Raw genomic sequence first — 21,315 nt, 5'->3', positions numbered from 1 at the left:
ATTCTTGCTAACCCAAATACCCAAAAGCTCTTTCTTACCTTCTATATTTATACCAATAACAAGGTAAACAGCCTTATTTATAACTATATTATTATCTCTTGCTTTTACCATGATGCAATCTAAATATACAATCGGGTATATTCTATCTAATGCTCGTGCTTGCCACCTTATTACCTCTTCCATAACTCCATCTGTAATAGTCGAGATAAGATCCTTAGATACTTCCGTATGATACATCTCCTCTAAATGGGCTTGGATCTCACTCATGGTCATACCTCTTGCATAAAGCGAAATAACACTATCATCAAATCCAGTGAATCTTCTGACTCCCTTAGGAATTAATTGAGGCTCAAAACTATTGTCTCTATCTCTTGGAATATCAAGTACTATCTTTTGACCACTGTCTTCTATTACTGTCTTCTCGCTCGTACCATTACGACGATTGCTATCTTGCTTTGATGACTTGCTATGCCTCGAATAACCTAATTCATGACTTAGCTCCTCCTCTAATATTCTCTCTACTAACCTCTTCTTTAACTGCTGAAACAATCCATCCTTTCCAAATAACTCTTTAGGATTAGATTGGGATAATATTTCCTCTACTAGCTTAGTATTTATATCTGTATTCCTAACACCAGCTTCTATTTTCTTAGCCATATTTGCTTACCTTTGTTCTAGTTGTATTTTAACAGTAATTCTTTTTCTGTTGCTTTACAACTTACACAAAATATATGACAGACTCATTTCCTCGCAATGACAAAAAAACAATATCCACGCAGCAATGCCTCATCGCCTTGTGAATTCCTTGCTCTTTTTGAAGTTAATCTTCGTCTACCATTCTTCATTTCACATCAGTATACTCATAATTCCCTAACCGGTTTTAGTACTAACTTTTTGTTACTAAAGATATTGATTCTAGAAAAGAAATTACTTTTGGGCTTTTTAAAATCACGTTGATAATTTTCACCGGTGATAGCATTATAGCTAGTAATTAAAGAAGGTATAACCTCGTTATAATATATTTTATAAAGGTCATGCATAGTTTCTTTGGTAGTTAAATATCCCCATTTTACGGCTTGTTGCGGTACTCTTGCTAAGGCTTCAATGCAGGCTATCGCTTCTTCAATTTCAGGATTTTTATTTTTATACACGTCAGCTGCCGGTGATAAATTAGCTTGCATATCTTTAAACATAGCATCAATCATTAATGCCATATATTCATCGGTTTTAAATTTTCTTACAAATATTAGATTATTCCTACTGCTATAATTTAAAAGCCGAAATTTATATATAAAAATCATGAATTTTATAGCATAAACTTTTAAGCCGCTAACTTTATTTGCATTATAAAATTTAAGTTTCGTTTCATAATCTAATTGCTTTTTCATACCTGCTTTAAGGAGCTTACTCAGCAAATTATGACAATGTATTATGTCATTTTTTCTAGCAATTCGTACTTTATCGGTAGCTTTAGTACCGGAAAAATTAGCCGAATGGCGAGTTATTTGCCTGCCTTTATCATCTCTTTTTATATCAGCAAAATGCCCAAGCTCTTGGGCTGCGATAATCTGAAGTCTTGCTGCCGCAGCAAAGCCGTTGCCGTAAGTCGGATGATCTTTATTGTTTTCAGCAAAAGGATTACCGCCGCATGAAACAAAAATAGCTACGTCCTTGCCGTTAGTGCTTTGCATACCGCTATTACCGCCTACTCGTTGCCAGCTAACCATATCCATCATATCGCCGATATTATGTGAGTAGGTAAGAAATACTTCCGTCTTATTAAGAAGAAGCCACCTTATTACGATCGGATGAGCCGACTGAACAAAAATACGTGCTAGCATTTCGGTTACTTCTTTCTTAACCGGCTGTAGCTTTTGTATTTGCTTTTTTAAATTATCGAAAATTGATTTTATTTTTTGATCTGAAGCGGAATTTCTGTATAAATTTTGAAAAAGCTTGGTAGTTTCAGGGATTAAATGCGGGCTTGTTAGTTCTTCTTGACTAACCATTAAGCTTATATTAAGAGCAGGTTCGGTAAACCTTGCAAAATTGCAGCAATCATCGGTATCTATCCGTAATTTACCGGACTTAATTAATTGCATAGCCAAATGCTCATACTCTATTTCCATGTCCTGCTTATAAATAGCAGGAACACGGTCAAGAATGTGATATATGCTAGTCATTTTAAAAATTTAGTTGTTATTTTCTATTACTTGTTGGTAGTACATCATCATTTTCGTCTATATTTAAAGGTATGAGCTCTAAGTTAAATACAAGCTCAGGCTCATTAGGTACGTGCTTCGGTTTAGGTTCTTCTTCAAATATGAGGTTTACAAAAACATCTACCTTAGAGAATACTGTATCAAAGCAATCTTTAAAAAATTTATCTGACGATTTTAACTTTATTGCATCTAATGCTTTTTGTCTACCATCTTTATTTTTAATACATATGTTAATTGCCTCTCTCCTAAAGAATCAATGAGGATAATCATCAAAAATTTTTGTAATTAGCTCCGGCTGTTGCTCGCTAAAATATTTGAGACATACCTTATTACCATATCTAAATATTTTATATACTAAGAATAAGACAAAACAACCTTGTTCTTCTTCAGTAAATTTATCAGCAAAATATTTTTGATTAAGAAAATCTTCAACTCCTCTTCTGATGCCGGTTGAAGAAATCGCTATTTTTTTAAAAGTGGTTTTGAGCAATCAACCGAAAAGCAAGATATCTTTATACTTCGCAGCTGTCCGCTTTTTGCTTTCTCAGTTATTATTTCAGATTCAGGTACTTGCTTTTCCATTTGCCATAAATCGTACTCTACATTGCCGGGAGTAGTTTTCTTTATATAATCCCATGATGTGCTTAATCCTTCTTTTGTAGTAGTTAAAATTTGATTTAACAACGATTTAGAACTCTTTAATATATCCTCTGCATGATGATACATATAACTAATCAAAGAAATAGCATCTTGAAACGCTAATTTTTCCATAGGATTACTATTCATTTCTTTGGTATTATTGGTATCATAACGAAAAAATTTATTGTGCATTGGCAATTTAGTCGTAAAGAAATTACTGAAATCTGTCTCATTATTTTTTTTGATTTCTACACTCCTTAAATTAGCAAAAAGTAAAGCTAATCTCTGTAGATCTTGTCCTACAGGTACGGTTATATCAGATTGTTTATTAATCATTTTACAAAATTTAGTAAGTACATCTACTAGCTTTTTTTCTTCCTTAGAGTTAAACATATTATCACCGGCATCATGCAGAACTGCTATTAGAGCAGTGGCAATAGAATTTAAAAAACCGGACGCTGCTATGTCATCAAGATAACAAACCCATTTTATAAGAGAAGAGGCACTCACACGTTAAATATCCTGCATCAGGAACTACTAGGCCGCTACTTACAGCACTAGCAGCAATACATACATTGTGTAAAGCCATATTAAAACATTTATAATATTCTTCTAATTTAGGGTTAATGACTTTCAATTCTTTAATTTGGTTGTTTATATCTGCAGTATACCCAACATTTGCAGATTGTAACATTTTTTTATGTCTGCAATTGCTTGCGCATGTCGAGCTATATCGTGGTCATATTGACTACTATCTCTCGATAACATCGGTGAATTAGTAGTTTTATTAAGTTCTGGAGTTATTTGACTGAGAATTTCCTGCAATTCTTCCTCATTCTCTGGACAAGATATATATATTTGTTAAGTACAGTACCAGCTTCGCTTAATTTACCTGCTTTATAAAAAGCTTTTCCTAATAAAACATCAGTATCTTTAGGTTTAGATTTATATAGAGCTGCTTGTCGTAATGAAGCTACTGCCTTAAGGTAAAAGGTCTATTTGTTCAACATTATTATCATACTCTCCCCAACACAAGTAAAGTGATGCCTTCATAATAATAGATATGTAGAAAACCTTTATATTATTTAATTTAAGGTAAATATATTAAGTGCTTCTTTATATTCATTTTTACTGAAAAGTTCTCTTCCTTTAGAGATTAATTGGTTTACGATCTCTTTCGTATTCTAATCTATTATTAGTTAATTGTTTAAATCATATTATGGCCGCCGTTGATAGAAATAGTCTCACCTGTTATAAATCCGGCATTTTCATCAACTAAAAATGCCACGGCTCTAGCTATTTCTTCCGGCTATCCTAGTCTTTTTTTGGGGATATTATTAACGATTTTAACAAGCACGTCTTCGGGTACTGCTCCTACCATTTCGGTTGCAATATACCCTAGAGCTATACAGTTAATGGTGATATTTTTAGAAGCAGTTTCACGAGCAAGGGCCTTAGTAAAGCCGATAATTCCAGCTTTAGCAGCAGAGTAATTAGTCTGCCCAAACTGCCTTGCTTGAGCATTAATTGAACTGATATTTATTATACGACCGTAATCTTGGTTTCGCATCTGCTCCATTACGCTACTAGACATATTAAAGCAAGAATTGAGATTAACGTTAATCACATCATTCCAATCTTGATGACTCGTTCTATGTAGCATTTTATCTTTGGTAATACCGGCATTTACAAGAATACTTACCGGTTTTTTAAACTCCTCTTCAATTTCCTTTACTGCTTTTCTACATTCTTCAAAATCTGCAACATTCCAGCGTTTGGTTTTTATACCGTATTTTTCTTCCATTTCTTTAGCAGTGTCGTAATTGCTGAAGAAATTAGCAACTACCGTAAGACCCTTATTTTTTAATTCTAAAGCGGTAGCTTTACCTATTCCTCTAGTACCGCTTGTTACAATTGCAAGTTCTGACAGTATTTCTCCATACCTATATTTTGACGTTTATTAAATTTAACCGGTGGGGTTATACTTGGTTTAAGCTGTGATACCGATTTAGTTAACGGTTTAACAATTTTCCTATCACTGCGTATTGCGATGGATTCTCTAGGGTGATTTTTTTTCATATTCTGCATCTATCTTTTTATCCATCTTTTTTTTGTCTGCAATTTTATTTAGCAGTTAATGCCATTATAACAGCAAGTGTTTCTTGTCTACTTTTTGGAATGACTCTTTTATTTTCTTTTTTAGTGCCGTAACAACCTATTTGTTGCACCGCCCGCATAAATACTACCTGCTTGCTGAGCAATATCACAGTTTTTAAGTAATTGTTTATCGATGTCTGTTTCTTTTTATATCGGTATATTTTGATACTGCTTGAGATATTTTATTATGTTTATTAAGCCCTTCTCTATCTTTACCGCTGGCACACATTATTAATATTTCTTCCTGAGGTAAATTTATTAAACTAGTGGTTTTAGTTTCTTGTTTATTTTGTCTTATTTTCGCTGTTAATTTACTTAAGACATCTGATATATTTAGATTAATATTTTCTTTATCAAAAGATATAAAAGGAAGTTTTGTCTCGAAGGATACTCTAAAAGGAATATCTGCTTGCTCAATATTTTTTCTTAATGTTACAGCTTTTTTAAATATTTCTTTTTCCTGATCCGTTAAATTTGCATTGTTAATTGTTTCTGCTGCATTTCCTTTAGGTTTATTTATCATAAAAAAACGTTCAAATTTGCTTCTAGGTTTAATATGTGCTTTTAATTCATCAATTCCTTTTTCAGTCGGTAAATTTTTTGCTATTTTGTTTAAAGTATCACTCACTCCTGCAAAGTTATTTGTTACTCCTATAAGCCTAAATAAATTAAGAGGAGTATTAGTATTTTTCCCACCGACATTTTCCATAGATTTTTTTTGTCTGATCAACAATTGTGGGATCATTGCCACCAGCTCCTATAGGACCTGAGTTTAATGTATTAGTATGAAGAGTAACACCGTCTTCAAGCCATTCTTGAGCTTGGCGTGCATTTAAGTCGGTAATTTTTTGTCTAGAATCTATATCATTTGAAATCGAGGCTTAATGTACCTGCATGTTTAGATGTAAGCAATGTTTCAAAATTTTTACCGTCTGTGTCGGTTATTGCCCCAATTTTCTCAAAGGCGTTTTTCATGCCAACAATTTGTCGTAACTGGGTTGGGATAACATGCCTACCGTTTTAAATTGTATCGGTATACTGATCAACAAGCTTCCTCTCCCATTCAGGCATTACATTATACCATTTTTTCCTAGCAATTCAGCAACACTGTCAATTTCAGCTTGCATATTTTTTGAGATGTTTTCTTGTGATTTTTCCATGTTCAAAGCATTAAAACTATTAATAAATTTTACTGCTTCTTTATTTAATTTCAGCACAAGCTCAGGTTTATTTTTGCCCTTTGCTATGTTTATCGCTCCTCTGATAGCATTTAAATATTGCATTTCAAAAGCTTTAGTGCCTAAAACAATTTTTGCATTGGGATTGTTACGACCGTCACGTATTAATATTGGAGTTTCACCGTTTTTCCCTTCAATTTTAGTAAGCTTTATACCGGTTTTCTCATGACGTAACATTGCTAAACCCTGTAATGCCTCGGTAAAGCTGCCTTTTTCAACAGCTTCTTCAATTTTCGCTCTATTTATTTCTAAAGTAACGCCTACTCCGGGTGTGGTTAAAAATTCTTTTGTATGATTTAATAAAAACTCCTTATTGTTATCAAATTGTTTTTTTAATGATGAAAGTATTATAAAATTCTATATGTAGTTGTGCATCTCTTGTTATTTTAATTAAAAATTATTATATATAAAAATAGTCTAGTTAAAAATATTTAACTTTATTAATTAAAATATATTATTTATATGAATATTGATAAATTTACTACACATGCTAAATCAGTGATAGCTAGTAGCCAATCACTTGCTGCTAAAAATGATCATCAGCAAATATTACCTTTGCATTTATTATCTAGTCTTTTAAGTGAAGAAACAGGTATAATTCAAACCCTTATTAATAATACCGGTGGTAATATAAACTTATTAAAAGATCAAGTTCAGCTAGAACTAAATAAAATCCCAAAAGTTCAGGTTGAGGGAGGGGGACAAGTTTATTCTTCTGCTGAAGCTCTTAAAGTTTTAGAAAAAGCTAGTAGCATTGCTAAAGACAGTGGGGATAGCTTTGTAACCATAGAGCGTATATTTGAAGCATTAACTTATGATAATACTATAGCCGGTAAAATTTTAACGAATAATGGAATTAATAATAAAAAAATAGCAACAGCTATTTTACAGCTTCGTAAAGGCAAAAAAGCAGATACCGAATCGGCAGAAAATAGTTACGATGCTTTAAAGAAATACGGCAGAGATGTAACAGAGCTTGCCGAAAGCGGTAAGCTTGACCCGATAATCGGACGTGATGAAGAAATAAGAAGAACGGTGCAGGTACTATCACGACGTATGAAAAATAATCCTGTATTGATCGGAGAACCTGGAGTCGGTAAAACTGCTATAATAGAGGGGCTTGCACAACGAATATTTAGTAAGGACGTACCTGAATCGCTTATTAATTGCCGTATTATTGAGCTTGATATGGGAGCTTTAATAGCGGGAGCTAAATATCGAGGTGAATTTGAAGAGCGTCTTAAAGCAGTGCTTAGCGAAATCAAAGAATCAAGCGGTGAAATTATTTTATTTATCGATGAATTGCATCTCTTAGTCGGTACGGGAAAAACCGACGGTGCTATGGATGCCTCGAATTTACTAAAGCCGATGCTTGCTCGTGGTGAGCTACATTGTATCGGTGCTACTACTCTAGATGAATATCGTAAATATATCGAGAAAGATGCGGCACTTGCTCGTCGTTTTCAGCCTGTTTACGTGAGTGAGCCGACGGTTGAGGATACTATATCAATACTTAGAGGAATTAAAGAAAAATATGAGCTGCATCATGCAGTGCGAATTTCCGATAGTGCAATAGTTGCAGCAGCGACGTTATCAAACCGTTATATTACCGATCGTTATTTACCTGATAAAGCTATTGATTTGATTGATGAAGCTTGTAGTCGTATGAAAATAGAGCTATCAAGTAAACCAGAAGAGCTTGATGAGCTGGACCGTCGTATTATTCAGATAAAAATAGAGCTTGCAGCACTTAAAAAAGAAAATGACGAGCATTCTAAAAAGAAAATAGAGCATTTAACTACAGCATTAGAAAAATTAGAGTCTAAATCCTATGATATGGGAGCTAAATGGCAAGCTGAAAAGTCTAAACTACAGCAAACACAAAAGCTCAAAGAAGAACTAGACCGTAGCCGAAACGAGCTTGAACGTGCCGAACGCGATGCTAATCTCGCTAAAGCTAGTGAGCTAAAATACGGAATTATACCTGAGATTATGAAAAAGCTTCAGGAAGCCGAAAGTATGGATAATAAAGGGCTGTTAAAAGAAATTGTATCGGAAAGTGATGTAGCAAGTATTATCTCTCGTATTACTGGTATTCCAATTGATACGATGCTATCAAGTGAACGTGAGCGTCTGCTTGTGATGGAGCAGAAATTACGAGAATCGGTAATAGGGCAGGATGAGGCAATTAAAGGTGTTAGTGATGCGGTAAGAAGATCACGTGCAGGGATTCAAGATATTAACCACCCGCTTGGTTCGTTCTTATTCTTAGGACCGACCGGAGTCGGTAAAACCGAGCTTACCAAAGCCTTAGCTAGTTTTCTTTTTGATGACCGTAATGCAATACTTCGTATAGATATGTCGGAATATATGGAGAAGCACGCTATTTCTCGCCTGATAGGAGCTCCTCCCGGCTATATCGGATATGATCAAGGCGGAGTGTTGACGGAGGCAGTAAGACGCCGTCCTTATCAGGTAATATTATTTGATGAGGTTGAAAAAGCCCATCCCGACATATTTAATATTATGCTGCAAATACTTGATGAGGGAAGATTAACAGATAGTCAAGGTATAACGGTTGATTTTAAGAATACTATAATAGTTTTAACATCTAATTTAGGTGCTGAGATACTCGTTAATCAGAAAGAGGACGAAGATACATATAAAGTAAAGGATGAGGTTATGGAATATGTAAAAGCAGTATTTAAACCTGAGTTTTTAAACAGACTAGACGAGATTATATTATTCCATCGCCTAAATCGTAATAATATTCATGATATAGTTAAGATACAGCTTGAAAGCTTAAAGAAAATTTTACTAGCACAAAATATTATTCTTGAATTTGATGAATCTGCCTTAAATTATTTAGCCGAAAAAGGTTATGATCCAAGCTTTGGAGCAAGACCCTTAAAACGTCTTATCCAGCGGGAAATACAAAATAATTTAGCCAAAATGATTTTAGCAGGCGAGATAAGTAGCGGTAAAACGGTTAAAATAAATGCAAAGGATAAAGAATTGAAGGTAACAATGAGTTGATTAATTTTTTCCGAATAACGAATTATTGCATAATCCACTATTCTTGTTAAAGGCACTGTTTAATAATTATTGATTTTGTCATTGCGGGCTATTAAAAGATTTGTTGTATAGCTCAAAAAACGCGTTTGATGTCATTCCCACTTCCGCAGGAATGACACAAAACGAGCAATGCAACAAGACCACAACTACAAGGAGTATGGTCATCTAGAAAAAGTAATAAAAAAATTCTATTAATTAGTATTAATAATATTCAATTTCAGCTAATGTTATACTTTCAGTACCTGATAATTTATAATCATCACTACTAGTAGAGTTAGGAATTTGTAAGTCAAATAATAGTGCTTTTTCTTCTTTATACGGATCAACTAAGTAAGAATTTGTAATACCTGTAACTATTGGCGATAAATAGGTTGTTGTTTCAATAAGCTTATCAATAGCATTCTGTCCGTCTTTTAATATTTTATCGACTAGTTTTTTATCTTTATAAAAAGTATTTACGGCCCCTATTAAGGTTGTTGATATCTCATATATAATAACACCGTTTTTAATTATATTGGTTATATTAGAGTCTAATTTTGCTGTTTTAGAAAAAATTAAAGAAATAACAGTAGGATATTTATTAAATACATTAGGTAGTTCTAAAAAAGTATTTACGGCTGAATAGGCAGAATTGGTTGCTTCTGAAAAACAATTAAATGCTTTGTATATGTTTTCATAATTGCTATTGCTCATAAACTTACCTCTTTTTTATATATGTAATTACCATGTTTCATGGTAATTACATATCATACTACTAAATTAAGAAGTGTCAATATTAAAAAATTATATTTCTTCTTAGAGGATATTAGTAAATAAATTTTAATTACTAATATCCTCTAAACTCCACCTAGCTTTTGGACAGAAATTCAAAGGAGTAAATAACTTATTATTGTAACGCTCAAGTCCTGCATATGCAATCATTGCAGCATTATCGGTGCATAAGTGGATAGGTGGATAAATAAGCCGATAACCATATGTTTTAGCACAACTACTTAATATTTCTTGTAAATATTTATTAGCAGCGACACCGCCGGCAATAACTATATTCTTCTTATCAAAATTATTTGTTATTTGTTCATATGCTCTAATAGCATCTTGTACCTTACTACTTAGAATTTCTCCTATAGTAAATTGAAAACTTGCCGCTATATCATTGATTACAGTGTCATTAATTTCCTTTAAATTCATTATTAAAGTACGCACGGCAGTTTTAAGCCCTGAAAAGGACATATTGCAATTACCGCTGTTAATTATAGGTTTTGGAAATTTATATTTATGAGGATCGCCAAGTTTTGCTCTTTTCTCAATTTCAGGTCCTCCGGGAAAATCTAAGTTTAGCATTTTGGCTACCTTGTCAAAGGCTTCGCCTACGGCATCATCTATAGTAGATCCTAGTATTTTATATTTTCCGAGACCTAAAACTGCTACAAATTGGCAATGTCCGCCCGAAACTAACAAGAGTAAATAAGGATAAGGAATATTATCGGTTAGTCTTGCGGTTAAAGCATGACCTTCTAAATGATTAATTGCAATAAAGGGTTTTTTTAAAGCACTGCTTAGCGATCTTGCAAACATTGAGCCAACTATAACACCGCCGATTAAACCTGGACCGGAAGTTGCAGCAATTGTACTAATGTCCGTTAATTTAGTGTTGCTTTCTTTTAAAACATTTTTTAATGCTTTATCTAGATGCGATAAGTGAGAACGTGCAGCAATTTCAGGTACTACCCCTCCAAAAACTGCATGTTCTGTATTTTGTGAAATGATTATATTAGATAAGATTTCTCGATTTTCAGTGATTATAGAAACAGCTGTATCATCACAGCTTGATTCTATACCTAAAATTTTTATCATTCAAATTGAAACTAATTAGAGGCGTTGTTAAGTAAAAAATGATAGTTTGCGTTATTGTGAGAAGGTGTTGCCCACGTGGATACCGATGTCATTCCCGCGTATGCGGACATGACATAACAGGATCCATGTGACAACACCAACACCCGCTTGCAATCACGATATCTATCTTTAATAATGCCTAATTTAAGATACCTTTAAGGTATTTAATTGATTATACAGCTTATAAATAGATTGTTCGGCATCAATAATTTTTTTATTAACTATTTTTAATAGTTTTTCCGAAGGTTTTTCTGTTATTTGCGTTGCAAAACTTACTTGCTCCGCTAAATTTTTAAGTGATTCTTGTATTTCTACAAAAGATTTTTTAAATTGTTCTTTGATAGTAATAGATGATTCTTCAAGCTCTTTAATTTTTAAGCATAGATTTTCTAATAAATGATCTATTTTAGTTTGCATTAAAGTCAATTTTTGCTTTTGTTTTTCACTAAGATAGCTTAAAGTTTCTTGCATTTTTGCCTGTATACGTACTTTTGTAGTACGTTCAAGTTCTGAAGCTAAACCGATTTTACTCATTAAAAATATTATCCATTTGTGAACGTCCAAATGATACCATTTTGTACCGTTACGATAATCTGAAGGAAAAGCATGATGGTAATTATGCCAATTTTCACCGAGTAAGAATAATGCCATCCACCAAATATCTCCGGCAGTGCCTTTGTAATATTTTTTACTACCGGCAAAGTGGCATAAAGAATTAACGCAGAAGGTTGCTTGCTGCTGTAGGAATCTACCAAGCCCCATAAATAAAAATCCTGCATATGCCGATTGCATAGTACCGCCGACTAAGTAACCGATAAATAAAGGCACGACAACATTCATAAAAGCTGCTATTTGCCAATAATATTTTAGCTGCCATTTTAATAAATTGTTTTTCCCGTGCTTAGCCCAAGTAATGCGATCGATAGACTTATAGCTACCGCTTCCGACTAGCATCCATACTATATGAGACCACATAAAGCCTAAAAATTTATTATCAAATTTTAAAGGAGTATGCGGATCTTGGTCTTGATCCGTATATCTATGATGTTTATAATGATTAGATGCCCAAGATAAAGCTGGTCCTTGTAATGTTCCTGCAGACAGCATAATTAAGACAAACTCGGCATATTTATTTATTTTATAGGCATTATGAGACCATAACCTATGCAAACCGATCCCAACGGTAATATTATTAATATAATAACTAGCAATTATAAAAATAACTTCAGTTAGCCCTATTCCATAATCAAACGAATATTTAGCTACAAGAGATATAATAAAAATAGGATAAAATATTAAAGCAAATAAAGCGGGCTTATTTAGTTTACTTAACATAAAATTTACAGTTTTTAGTTATAAAATATATAAATCGGCAAGAATAAAATCTTAATTATATTATACATAAATATTAATAGATATTAACATACTTAATGCACAAATACAAAGAAAATTTTGACAATAAAATTCTAGTTATCCTTATTTAGACAATAACCGATAAAACGAACGGTTGTAATAATTAAATTGTCTTTCCCTAAGGCCTCTCTAATCCTATTTATATGAACATCTATGAGACGTTCATTAAAGGTCTCTTCACTTTCCCATAAATATTTTATTATTTCTTGACGCAAAAATACTTCATTTGGAACCTGAAAAAAAAGTCGTAAAATTTTAAACTCAGTAGGATCTAGACGAATATTCATTCCGTCTTTGTATACTTTTTCATTATTTAAATCAATATTTAGATTCTTAAATTTAATAATATTATCTTGTACAACTGACTTGGAACGTCTCAATAAGCTCTTTAAAGTACCTACTATTTGCTCAGATAAGAAGGGCTTATAAAAAAATAGCACGTTATCGTCTATTTCTGTTAAACGTTATTTATTGTTATTAAAGGATTTTCTTGTAATTCTGCACTAATAATCATGATAGCAAGCAGCTGACTAAAAAAATAAGTTAATGCTTTTTCTAGAGTTGAAGCCTTCATTATATTAAATCCTGCTCTTTCTATATCATTACTTAAAGAAATATTAACACTTTTTTTATTTTTTTCTTCTATAATTAAAACTTCAGGTAATAGCTTATCAAATATTGAATTAATCTTCATTAATATTTAGTAAATAATTAAAAATTTTTGTAATAATTTTCTAATTTATTAGGGTTTATAGCAAACTTTTTATAAAAAGAAATAAAGAAATAATAATTTTTTAAAGATAATACTTGAATTTAATAGTTTTAGTTGCTATAAGTAGCTTTATTTTAAAGTTTGTTTGTTGGAGATTCTTATATATCATGAGCTTTTATGAATCAGTTTTTATTATACGTCAAGACGTATCATTAAACGATATAGATAAAATCGTTGATGATTTTGCTAAAATTATTAAAGATAATAATGGCACTATCATAAAAAAAGAATATTGGGGGTTAAGAACTTTAGCTTACAAAATCGGTAATAACAAAAAAGGACATTATTATTTTTTAGGTCTAGATATTACTGGTAATGTAAAAGAAGAGCTAGAAAGAAAAATGAAGCTTAACGAAAATATCATTAGATTTCTTACAATTCAAGCAGATTCAATTAGTAGTGCACCTTCACCGATATTAAAAAATCAAAGTACAGAGAATACTCCGGTAATTGACGTAACGATTAATAATTAAATTTGTAAGAATTAAGGTTAAAGAATGTTAAAAAGTAATAATGCTAGTGAAACAGCTGCTCGCAAGGTAGGAGATAAAACTGCTAAAAAAGTATTTTTTAGAAGACGTAAAGGATGCCCTCTTTCTGTGCCTAATGCACCTGTTATTGATTATAAAAACCCTGAGCTTTTAATAAAATTTGTCTCTGAAGGCGGTAGAATGTTACCAAGCAGGATCACAAATGTTTGTGCAAGGAAACAAAGAAAGCTAAATAATGCTATTAAAATTGCAAGAATTTTAGCGTTATTACCTTTTGTATTTCAAGCTAAATAAAGGCATAATACATGGAAATTATATTAATAAAACCCGTAAGAAAATTAGGTAAAATTGGCGACATACTCAAAGTAGCAGACGGGTTTGGTCGTAATTATCTTTTACCGCAAAAATTAGCTATTAGAGCTACTGAGCCTAATAAAGAGCTAATAGTTAAACAAAAACACGAATTTGAAGCAAAAGATAAGCAAATAAGAGAAGAAGTAGAAAAAATTAATGCTCTTATTAAAGATCAACAATTAGTTTTTATCCGTCAAACATCAGATGACGGTAAACTTTTCGGTTCGGTTACTAATAAAGAAATAGCCGATAAATTATCTGAAAATGCATCTTATAATATTTCTCATTCAAATATTATTCTTGATAAACAAATTAAATCTACCGGAATTTATACAGTTGAAATAAGACTCCATGCAGAGCTTAATGCTATAATTACGGTTATTGTTGCAAGATCAGAATCAGAAGCACAAGATTATTTATGCGAACAAAAGACTGAAACTTCAGAAGATTTAGCTGAGTCAGCATAAATTTTTTTTATCATCTAATTGTGTAGTTTTTTGTACCATTGCAAAAGCAGAGCATTGTTGTATGGATTGAGAAACTTGCTCGATGTCATTCCCGCGTAGGCGGGCACCCAGCATAAAGCGAGATAAATCGAGCTTTTAATTTCAAAAATTTGCTGTATTTATACTTTTTTTCTGGATTCCTGCTTTCGCAGGAATGACATAAGATCCATGCAACAACGTCCTGCCTATGCGGAAATGACATACTACTACGTTTGACCACAATATCCAAACACTTTATAATACTAACATTTTTCAACCATGCTATATGAAAAATTTGAGTATAATATCAATAATCTAATAGGTAATTTTGGCTTATCTAAAATATCGATTGCAGTGTCTGGTGGGAGCGATTCGGTAGCACTTCTTTATCTTGCTAATATTTGGGCAGAAAAAAATAATATAGAATTATTTGTTATATCGGTTGATCATAACTTACGGGAACAGTCGAAGCAAGAGACCCATTATATCCAAAATATCAGTAATAGTCTAAATCGCAAGCATTATAGTTTATCTTTTGACCATCAAAATAATTTTTCCAATTTACAAGAAAGAGCAAGAGAAGGACGCTATGATTTGATGACAAATCTATGTCTAGAACTCGATATATTAGTACTTTTAACTGCTCACCATGAGATGATTACGTAGAAAATTTTTGTTTAAGATTAGAGCGTAATAGCGGTATATTTGGACTTAGTAGCAGTAATATCAATTGGTATAATAATATACACATAATTAGACCGCTATATAATATTCCAAAAAGTGAATTAGTAGAATATTTAGTCAGTCATAATATAACATGGTTTGAAGATGAGTCAAATTCATCTGATAAATATAGACGAAATGTTATTAGGAAAAAATTAGCTAAAGGTGCAGATTATATTAGACATCTTTCCAAACCAGCTTATAGAAAGGAATTTAAAGGAGACACGGAACGCAACACCGCAGCGTATAAAAAAGTACGTGAGGATGCATTGTTGCGTGGACCGGTAACACTCACTGTGTCACCCCGTGGCTTGACCACGGGGTCCATAAAGACAATACAAAGTACTAATAATTTTAGTATTTTTAACTGGATCCCGTGGTCAAGCCACGGGATGACAGAGGTAAAATTGATCCACGCAACAATGCCACGTGAGGATGCGAGTACCGGAACGGTGTCTAAATTACCTCTAGAAGCGAAGTTTGGAAAGATGTCTAAAGCCGCAATAATCTCACAACAACTTAAAACCAACAAACTTATAGAAAACGAGTTTAAGCCTGAATTAATATCGGCGATAGCTGAAGCGGTCAAGATTTTTGAATATGGCTTTGCTTTTCTTGATTTAGTTAAATTTGATAAGTTTTCAAATGAGGTGAAAGTACAAATAATTAATTTTTTACTGATAATAATTAGTGGACAATCTAGAGCAGCTCGTTTTTATTCGGTAGAACCTATTTTGAAATTAATTACTCAAGACGTAAACTTTAAGAATACACTTCATGGTTGTATAATTAAGCGTATACAAAACGAGTTACTTATATACAGGGAATTCGGCAAAAAATTACCTGAGAGTAAAATATTACTAGATAAATCCGTTATTTGGGATAATAGATTTTGTATCACAAAAAATCAAGAAACTCCAAATTGTTTTGTAACTCATCTATCGTTAGAAGATTATAAAATAATAAAGAAACAATTAGATTTAGAACCTTTGAAAAATCTATCCTGCAAAAACCACAATGCAGTTTTATTGACCTTACCTATAATTAAAATACTTGAAAAAGTTATAGCAATACCACATATATCATATTATGATAACACATGTGGAACTTTGAAGTATCTTTTTCTCCAAATTTTGTATCTCGTTTCACCCATTTTTGCTAACACCGGTATTTAAGAGGTTATCTGTAAATAAATTTTAACTACTAATTAAAATTTATTTACAGACCTCTCTTATACCAATAAAAATTTTTATTAGGTTTTATATCGATGAATAATCAAGGTAGAAGTATTTTAGCTTGGGCAGCACTTTTTATTTTTGTAATATTACTTTTTAATGTGTTCCAATCTGACGGTTTACTTGGCGGAAGAAATAATATAACTTTCTCGGATTTTTTAACACGAGTTGATGAAAAGACCGTTAATTCGGTAAAAATTCAGGGTAGAGTAATTGAAGGCACTTCAAATGACGGCTCTACTTTTAACACTTATGCTCCTGATTATCCTGATTTAGTAAATCGTCTTACTAGCAATGACGTTAATATTGAAGTAGTGCCTCTTGAAACAAGAATGAATACTTTTTTAGGCTTTTTAATTTCTTGGTTTCCTATGCTTTTATTGATAGGTGTTTGGGTTTTTTTCATGCGTCAAATGCATGGAGGTGGGAAAGCCATGGGGTTTGGAAAATCTAAAGCTAGGTTGCTATCAGATAAAGGACCAAAAATTACCTTTAAAGATGTAGCAGGTATCGATGAAGCAAAAGAAGAATTAACTGAAATAGTAGATTTTTTAAGAGATCCAAGCAAGTTCCAAAAGCTTGGCGGTAAAATACCGAAAGGCTGCTTACTTATAGGTCCTCCCGGAACCGGTAAGACACTTCTTGCTAAAGCAATTGCAGGTGAGGCTAATGTTCCGTTTTTTAGCATATCCGGCTCTGATTTTGTTGAAATGTTTGTAGGTGTTGGTGCAAGCCGTGTGCGTGACATGTTTGAACAGGGTAAACGTAATGCTCCTTGTATTATCTTTATCGATGAAATTGATGCGGTAGGTCGCCATAGAGGTATCGGTATGGGTGGCGGCAATGATGAACGTGAGCAAACCTTAAACCAAATGTTAGTCGAAATGGATGGATTTGAAGCAAACGAGGGAGTTGTGATCATTGCAGCTACAAACCGTCCTGACGTTCTTGATCGTGCATTACTGCGTCCCGGTAGGTTTGATCGTCAAATTGCCGTTGCAAACCCTGATATAAACGGTCGTGAGCAAATTCTAAAAGTACATTTAAAGAAAATTAAATATAATAGTACGGTACTAGCACGAATTATTGCTCGCGGTACCCCGGGCTTTTCCGGTGCTGAACTTGCTAACTTAGTTAATGAAGCTGCTCTTATTGCTGCAAGGCTTGGTAAGAAAGAAGTAGATATGCACGACATGGAAGAGGCAAAAGATAAGGTGCTGATGGGAGTTGCACGTCGCTCCATTGCAATGTCGGAGAAAGAAAAAAGGTTGACTGCATATCATGAAGGCGGACATGCATTAGTAGGACTTTATTGTCCTGCAGCATCACCTATTCATAAGGCTACGATTATACCACGTGGTAATGCTCTTGGGATGGTGCAAAGACTTCCTGAAACTGATGAATATTCTCAGAATCGTGAACAGATGGAATCATCTATAGCAGTTTATATGGCAGGAAGAGTAGCAGAGGAAATTATTTTCGGTAGAAATAAAGTAACCTCAGGAGCTTCGTCGGATATAAAAGGTGCAACTAATATTGCAAGAGCGATGGTTACAAAAGCAGGTTTAAGTGATTTAATAGGACCGATATTTCACGGTTCAAGTGGTGACGATATGTATGGTAGACAACCTAATAATGAAACCTCGGAAGCTACTGCAGAGTTAATTGATGCTGAAGTTAAAAGAATTATTACGCAAGGATATGAATTTGCAAAAGATATTTTAACAAAACATATAGATCAACTTCATACCTTAGCAAATGCTTTAATTGAATATGAGACATTGTCCGGTCAGCAAATTAAAAATTTACTTAGTGGTAGAGCTTTAGATTCAGAAGAGGAGAATAAATTTCCTTTTAATGATTCATCTACTATAAAAATAGATAAAGAAAAATCATCTGAGAAAACAAAAATAACTAAAGCTAAAAAAGAAAATTCCGCTTCCTAAGTTTAGTAGTATAATTTATGTATAAATTTATAGATTTATTTTGTGGTATCAGTGCTTTTAGAAAAGCCTTGGAAATAAAGGGTCTTGAATGTGTTTTTTCTTCTGATATAGACAAAGACGTACAAGAAGCATATAAAAGAAATTTCGGTGATAAGCCATACGGTGATATTACGGAAATATCAGAAACCAAAATCCCCAAACATGATATTTTATGTGTCGGTTTTCCTTGCCAATCTTTTAGTATTTCAGGTAAGAGGCTTGGTATAGGAGATGTAGACTCTTGTATGAAATAATCAGAATAGTACAATATCACAAACCCTATATATTATTGCTTGAGAATGTTAAAAATATTCTGAATATTAATAATGGCAGCGTAATTGAAACTATAGACCAAAAATTAGATGAGATTGGCTATAAAGTATATAGAAATGTATTAAATGCTTCATTATTTGGAGTACCGCAAACAAAGAGAAAGAGTTTATTTTGTTTGTTTACGAAAAGATTTTAGCAGTGAATATACACTCAAATATGTAAAACCGGAAGAGTCTTATGAAATGATTTTTCTTAATGATATTTTAGAACAGGATGTTGATAAAAACCTATATATTAATAGAGATGATGTTATTTTAGATAAAACACCGGTTGAAAACCAATTAGGATTGGTCAAGTTAATAAAGGCGGTCAAGGTGAAAGGATTTACAGCCCTTTCGGTCATTCACTTTATCAGCTTTTGGTGTTGGTGTCGGTGCTAGAACCGGTCTTTATTATATAAGTGATAAGATAAGAAGACTAGCAATCAATGAATGTAAATATTTAATGGGTTTCCCTCAAGATCATTATGTTGCAGATGGATTAAAGGGTTATAGGCAATTCAGTAATTTCATAAATAATAGCAAATATATATGACTCAATAAAAAGAGCAGTTTAATGTATAATGGAATATACTCAATCAACTTCAAAAATTGGCTAAGTTGTAAGTACTGCGGTACTCACGTATTAAGTATACGCTGTGTTCCTTGTCTTGTGAACTCCTGGCTCTTTTTGAAGTTGATCTTCGTATATGGATTGCTAACTATAAATATCGTCATTGTGAGTAGGCATTGTTGCGTGGACCAGTAAATGCTCTTGATGTCATTCCTGCAGAAGCGGGAATCCAGTACAACCTACAAAAAACTTGTTTTTTTAGGTTTATTTTGTTAGTATTAAGACTATTTTTTCTGGATTCCTGCTTCTGCGGGAATGACATCGGTACATCGGTATCCACGCTAGCAATACCTTGTGAGTAACTGTAAGTAGCATGGCAACCTAGAGACATTAATGTCATCCACGTAACAGGTATGAAAGATTGTGAATTAGCTAATTATTTTGTATAGTTCTAAAAACAAATTTTAAGAGAGTACTTAAATGGCAGAGTTAAGGTTACCGCCAAATTCAGTAGTAAAAAAAGGTAGAGAGTATAAAGAACAAGAGGAAATGCTTAAACCTAGCAAGATAAAAATTTATAGGTATGATCCTGATCTTGATGAGAATCCTACTATCGATAGTTTTGAGATAGATTTAAGCAAAACCGGACCGATGGTTTTAGATGCTTTAATTAAAATCAAAAACGAAATCGATTCTACTTTAACTTTTAGGCGTTCTTGTCGGGAAGGAATTTGCGGTAGTTGTGCAATGAATATTGACGGTACAAATACTTTAGCATGCATAAAACCAATAGAAGATATATCAGGCGATATCAAAATCTATCCGCTTCCTCATATGAAAGTAGTGAAAGATTTAGTACCTGATATGTCGCATTTTTATGCACAATACGAATCTATAGAACCTTGGCTCAAAACCGATAGCCCTACCCCTTCAAACTCTGAAAGGTTACAGTCGATTAAAGACCGAGAAAAGCTTGACGGTTTATATGAGTGTATATTATGTGCTTGCTGTTCTACTTCTTGTCCTAGCTATTGGTGGAACGGTGATAAATATTTGGGGCCTGCGATTTTACTACAAGCATATAGATGGATTGCCGATTCAAGGGATGATAATACCGGTGAACGTCTTGAAGCTTTAGAAGACCCATTTAAGCTTTACCGTTGTCATACGATTATGAACTGTACTAAGACCTGCCCGAAAGGCTTAAATCCTGCTAAAGCTATCGGTAAAATAAAAAGTTTAATTGCAGAACGTCACGGTGTGTGATGCTTAATTAATTATTTTAAAAATGATAAAATAATGAAAAAAGCAAGTATTTTCTGTTGATTGTAATAATACCATGACACAAGCAGAATATAAGAAAGTTGATAAGAAACTAAATCAAATATACCAAGAAATATTAAAACATATTTCAGACAAACAAGAACAAGTTAATTTACTTAAAAAATCCCCCAATTTATGGATTAAGTACTGAGATGCTGATTGTGAATTTCGAAGTTTTGGGGTTTATGGCGGTTCCGTATATCCAATGATACTGCTTATGTGTCTTACAGGAAAAACCGAAGAGCGTATAAAAGAATTTGAAGCCATGCTGAAATGTGAAGAAGGGGACTTAAGTTGTCTATTTATAATCAAGACTTAGAACCTAGGTTTTTTTTGTGGACATTTCTAGTTGATTTGCTATTTTGAGGTATTTTGTAGCGAAAATTAATAAGATTTTTGCTAGAATAGTTATTCATATTTCAAAA

General features: G+C 32.9%; 19 protein-coding genes and 6 pseudogenes. 10 read left to right on the top strand and 15 right to left on the bottom strand.

All coding sequences use genetic code 11. The features are described from left to right. The 9 genes and pseudogenes from RAT170B_RS06755 to RAT170B_RS06720 all read right to left on the bottom strand — a co-directional run. Window positions 1–657: IS256 family transposase (locus RAT170B_RS06755; RefSeq protein ID WP_045805953.1), on the bottom strand; the 657-nt coding region annotated here is incomplete at its 3' end. A gap of 203 nt (window positions 658–860) precedes the next feature. Further along, complete coding sequence (locus tag RAT170B_RS06750; RefSeq protein ID WP_045805952.1) at window positions 861–2,183, bottom strand: DUF2748 family protein; 1,323 nt, start codon at window positions 2,181–2,183, stop codon at window positions 861–863. A gap of 16 nt (window positions 2,184–2,199) precedes the next feature. Beyond that, window positions 2,200–2,716: pseudogene (locus tag RAT170B_RS06745) on the bottom strand (hypothetical protein). A gap of 614 nt (window positions 2,717–3,330) precedes the next feature. Then, complete coding sequence (locus RAT170B_RS06735; protein ID WP_014013772.1) at window positions 3,331–3,555, bottom strand: hypothetical protein; 225 nt, start codon at window positions 3,553–3,555, stop codon at window positions 3,331–3,333. Between the two features lie 106 nt (window positions 3,556–3,661). After that, window positions 3,662–3,914 (bottom strand): annotated as a pseudogene (locus tag RAT170B_RS11815) (hypothetical protein). Window positions 3,915–4,068: 154 nt separating this feature from the next. Then, window positions 4,069–4,791, bottom strand: a pseudogene (locus RAT170B_RS06730) (SDR family oxidoreductase). Next, the gene (locus RAT170B_RS10665) at window positions 4,770–4,940 is read right to left on the bottom strand and encodes a hypothetical protein (RefSeq protein ID WP_155980666.1); all 171 of its coding nucleotides are present in this window, start codon (window positions 4,938–4,940) and stop codon (window positions 4,770–4,772) included. The pseudogene RAT170B_RS06730 and the gene RAT170B_RS10665 overlap by 22 nt, the downstream one beginning before the upstream one ends. A 205-nt stretch (window positions 4,941–5,145) precedes the next feature. Beyond that, entirely contained in the window at window positions 5,146–5,763 is a 618-nt protein-coding gene (locus RAT170B_RS10660; RefSeq protein ID WP_261368768.1) for a hypothetical protein, read from the bottom strand. Between the two features lie 325 nt (window positions 5,764–6,088). After that, window positions 6,089–6,433 (bottom strand): hypothetical protein, encoded by a 345-nt coding sequence (locus tag RAT170B_RS06720; protein ID WP_261368767.1) that lies wholly within the window; start codon window positions 6,431–6,433, stop codon window positions 6,089–6,091. Window positions 6,434–6,718: 285 nt separating this feature from the next. On the opposite strand from RAT170B_RS06720, the gene clpB reads away from it, so the two are divergent. Beyond that, the gene (gene clpB, locus RAT170B_RS06715; protein ID WP_045805949.1) at window positions 6,719–9,292 is read left to right on the top strand and encodes an ATP-dependent chaperone ClpB; all 2,574 of its coding nucleotides are present in this window, start codon (window positions 6,719–6,721) and stop codon (window positions 9,290–9,292) included. A gap of 240 nt (window positions 9,293–9,532) precedes the next feature. Here the strand turns inward: clpB and RAT170B_RS06710 are convergent, their stop codons facing one another. The 5 genes from RAT170B_RS06710 to RAT170B_RS06690 all read right to left on the bottom strand — a co-directional run bounded on the left by RAT170B_RS06710 (window position 9,533) and on the right by RAT170B_RS06690 (window position 13,331). After that, window positions 9,533–10,024, bottom strand: coding sequence for a DUF5424 family protein (locus tag RAT170B_RS06710; protein ID WP_014013779.1), 492 nt, complete (start codon window positions 10,022–10,024; stop codon window positions 9,533–9,535). Window positions 10,025–10,150: 126 nt separating this feature from the next. Further along, a complete protein-coding gene (gene tsaD / locus RAT170B_RS06705; RefSeq protein ID WP_014013780.1) occupies window positions 10,151–11,185 on the bottom strand; it encodes a tRNA (adenosine(37)-N6)-threonylcarbamoyltransferase complex transferase subunit TsaD in 1,035 nt (344 codons plus the stop codon). A gap of 183 nt (window positions 11,186–11,368) precedes the next feature. Next, the gene (locus RAT170B_RS06700) at window positions 11,369–12,559 is read right to left on the bottom strand and encodes a fatty acid desaturase (protein ID WP_045805948.1); all 1,191 of its coding nucleotides are present in this window, start codon (window positions 12,557–12,559) and stop codon (window positions 11,369–11,371) included. 131 nt (window positions 12,560–12,690) lie between these two features. Next, window positions 12,691–13,077 (bottom strand): winged helix-turn-helix domain-containing protein, encoded by a 387-nt coding sequence (locus RAT170B_RS06695; protein ID WP_045805947.1) that lies wholly within the window; start codon window positions 13,075–13,077, stop codon window positions 12,691–12,693. 17 nt (window positions 13,078–13,094) lie between these two features. After that, window positions 13,095–13,331: a hypothetical protein gene (locus RAT170B_RS06690; protein ID WP_014013783.1), complete on the bottom strand. Its 237-nt coding sequence runs from the start codon at window positions 13,329–13,331 to the stop codon at window positions 13,095–13,097. Between the two features lie 185 nt (window positions 13,332–13,516). Here RAT170B_RS06690 and rpsF point away from each other — a divergent pair, with 185 nt between their 5' ends. The 7 genes and pseudogenes from rpsF (at window position 13,517) to RAT170B_RS11805 (ending at window position 19,395) form a co-directional block, all read left to right on the top strand. After that, entirely contained in the window at window positions 13,517–13,882 is a 366-nt protein-coding gene (rpsF, locus tag RAT170B_RS06685; RefSeq protein WP_014013784.1) for a 30S ribosomal protein S6, read from the top strand. A 24-nt stretch (window positions 13,883–13,906) separates the two neighbouring features. Continuing rightward, window positions 13,907–14,194 (top strand): 30S ribosomal protein S18, encoded by a 288-nt coding sequence (rpsR, locus tag RAT170B_RS06680; protein ID WP_045805946.1) that lies wholly within the window; start codon window positions 13,907–13,909, stop codon window positions 14,192–14,194. 11 nt (window positions 14,195–14,205) lie between these two features. Further along, a complete protein-coding gene (rplI, locus tag RAT170B_RS06675) occupies window positions 14,206–14,721 on the top strand; it encodes a 50S ribosomal protein L9 (protein WP_045805945.1) in 516 nt (171 codons plus the stop codon). Between the two features lie 297 nt (window positions 14,722–15,018). Beyond that, window positions 15,019–16,624, top strand: a pseudogene (gene tilS / locus RAT170B_RS06670) (tRNA lysidine(34) synthetase TilS). Between the two features lie 105 nt (window positions 16,625–16,729). Next, complete coding sequence (gene ftsH, locus RAT170B_RS06665; RefSeq protein ID WP_014013788.1) at window positions 16,730–18,643, top strand: ATP-dependent zinc metalloprotease FtsH; 1,914 nt, start codon at window positions 16,730–16,732, stop codon at window positions 18,641–18,643. Between the two features lie 17 nt (window positions 18,644–18,660). Then, window positions 18,661–19,151: pseudogene (locus RAT170B_RS11810) on the top strand (DNA cytosine methyltransferase). 46 nt (window positions 19,152–19,197) lie between these two features. Continuing rightward, window positions 19,198–19,395 carry a hypothetical protein gene (locus tag RAT170B_RS11805; RefSeq protein ID WP_231920530.1) on the top strand — a complete coding sequence of 66 codons (198 nt, stop codon included), beginning with the start codon at window positions 19,198–19,200 and terminating at the stop codon, window positions 19,393–19,395. 332 nt (window positions 19,396–19,727) lie between these two features. On the opposite strand, the gene RAT170B_RS06650 is transcribed toward RAT170B_RS11805, so the two are convergent. Beyond that, window positions 19,728–19,958 (bottom strand): hypothetical protein, encoded by a 231-nt coding sequence (locus RAT170B_RS06650; protein WP_146620373.1) that lies wholly within the window; start codon window positions 19,956–19,958, stop codon window positions 19,728–19,730. A gap of 89 nt (window positions 19,959–20,047) precedes the next feature. Here RAT170B_RS06650 and RAT170B_RS06645 point away from each other — a divergent pair, with 89 nt between their 5' ends. Further along, window positions 20,048–20,833 (top strand): succinate dehydrogenase iron-sulfur subunit, encoded by a 786-nt coding sequence (locus RAT170B_RS06645; RefSeq protein WP_045805943.1) that lies wholly within the window; start codon window positions 20,048–20,050, stop codon window positions 20,831–20,833. 73 nt (window positions 20,834–20,906) lie between these two features. Then, window positions 20,907–21,209: pseudogene (locus RAT170B_RS12255) on the top strand (lysozyme inhibitor LprI family protein). The last annotated feature ends 106 nt before the right edge of the window (window positions 21,210–21,315 follow it).

This window comes from Rickettsia argasii T170-B (assembly GCF_000965185.1).
Lineage (GTDB): Bacteria > Pseudomonadota > Alphaproteobacteria > Rickettsiales > Rickettsiaceae > Rickettsia > Rickettsia rickettsii.
The sequence above is the reverse complement of the archived record's forward strand: the minus strand, read 5'-3'. Positions and strand labels throughout refer to the sequence as shown.

Coding starts and splice junctions, on each gene's coding strand:
- RAT170B_RS06750 (WP_045805952.1), bottom strand. CDS start 2,183: ATGACTAGCATATATCACATTCTTGACCGTGTTCCTGCTATTTATAAG.
- RAT170B_RS06735 (WP_014013772.1), bottom strand. CDS start 3,555: ATGTTACAATCTGCAAATGTTGGGTATACTGCAGATATAAACAACCAA.
- RAT170B_RS10665 (WP_155980666.1), bottom strand. CDS start 4,940: ATGAAAAAAAATCACCCTAGAGAATCCATCGCAATACGCAGTGATAGG.
- RAT170B_RS10660 (WP_261368768.1), bottom strand. CDS start 5,763: ATGATCCCACAATTGTTGATCAGACAAAAAAAATCTATGGAAAATGTC.
- RAT170B_RS06720 (WP_261368767.1), bottom strand. CDS start 6,433: ATGTTACGTCATGAGAAAACCGGTATAAAGCTTACTAAAATTGAAGGG.
- clpB (WP_045805949.1), top strand. CDS start 6,719: ATGAATATTGATAAATTTACTACACATGCTAAATCAGTGATAGCTAGT.
- RAT170B_RS06710 (WP_014013779.1), bottom strand. CDS start 10,024: ATGAGCAATAGCAATTATGAAAACATATACAAAGCATTTAATTGTTTT.
- tsaD (WP_014013780.1), bottom strand. CDS start 11,185: ATGATAAAAATTTTAGGTATAGAATCAAGCTGTGATGATACAGCTGTT.
- RAT170B_RS06700 (WP_045805948.1), bottom strand. CDS start 12,559: ATGTTAAGTAAACTAAATAAGCCCGCTTTATTTGCTTTAATATTTTAT.
- RAT170B_RS06690 (WP_014013783.1), bottom strand. CDS start 13,331: ATGAAGATTAATTCAATATTTGATAAGCTATTACCTGAAGTTTTAATT.
- rpsF (WP_014013784.1), top strand. CDS start 13,517: ATGAGCTTTTATGAATCAGTTTTTATTATACGTCAAGACGTATCATTA.
- rpsR (WP_045805946.1), top strand. CDS start 13,907: ATGTTAAAAAGTAATAATGCTAGTGAAACAGCTGCTCGCAAGGTAGGA.
- rplI (WP_045805945.1), top strand. CDS start 14,206: ATGGAAATTATATTAATAAAACCCGTAAGAAAATTAGGTAAAATTGGC.
- ftsH (WP_014013788.1), top strand. CDS start 16,730: ATGAATAATCAAGGTAGAAGTATTTTAGCTTGGGCAGCACTTTTTATT.
- RAT170B_RS11805 (WP_231920530.1), top strand. CDS start 19,198: ATGATTTTTCTTAATGATATTTTAGAACAGGATGTTGATAAAAACCTA.
- RAT170B_RS06650 (WP_146620373.1), bottom strand. CDS start 19,958: ATGTCTCTAGGTTGCCATGCTACTTACAGTTACTCACAAGGTATTGCT.
- RAT170B_RS06645 (WP_045805943.1), top strand. CDS start 20,048: ATGGCAGAGTTAAGGTTACCGCCAAATTCAGTAGTAAAAAAAGGTAGA.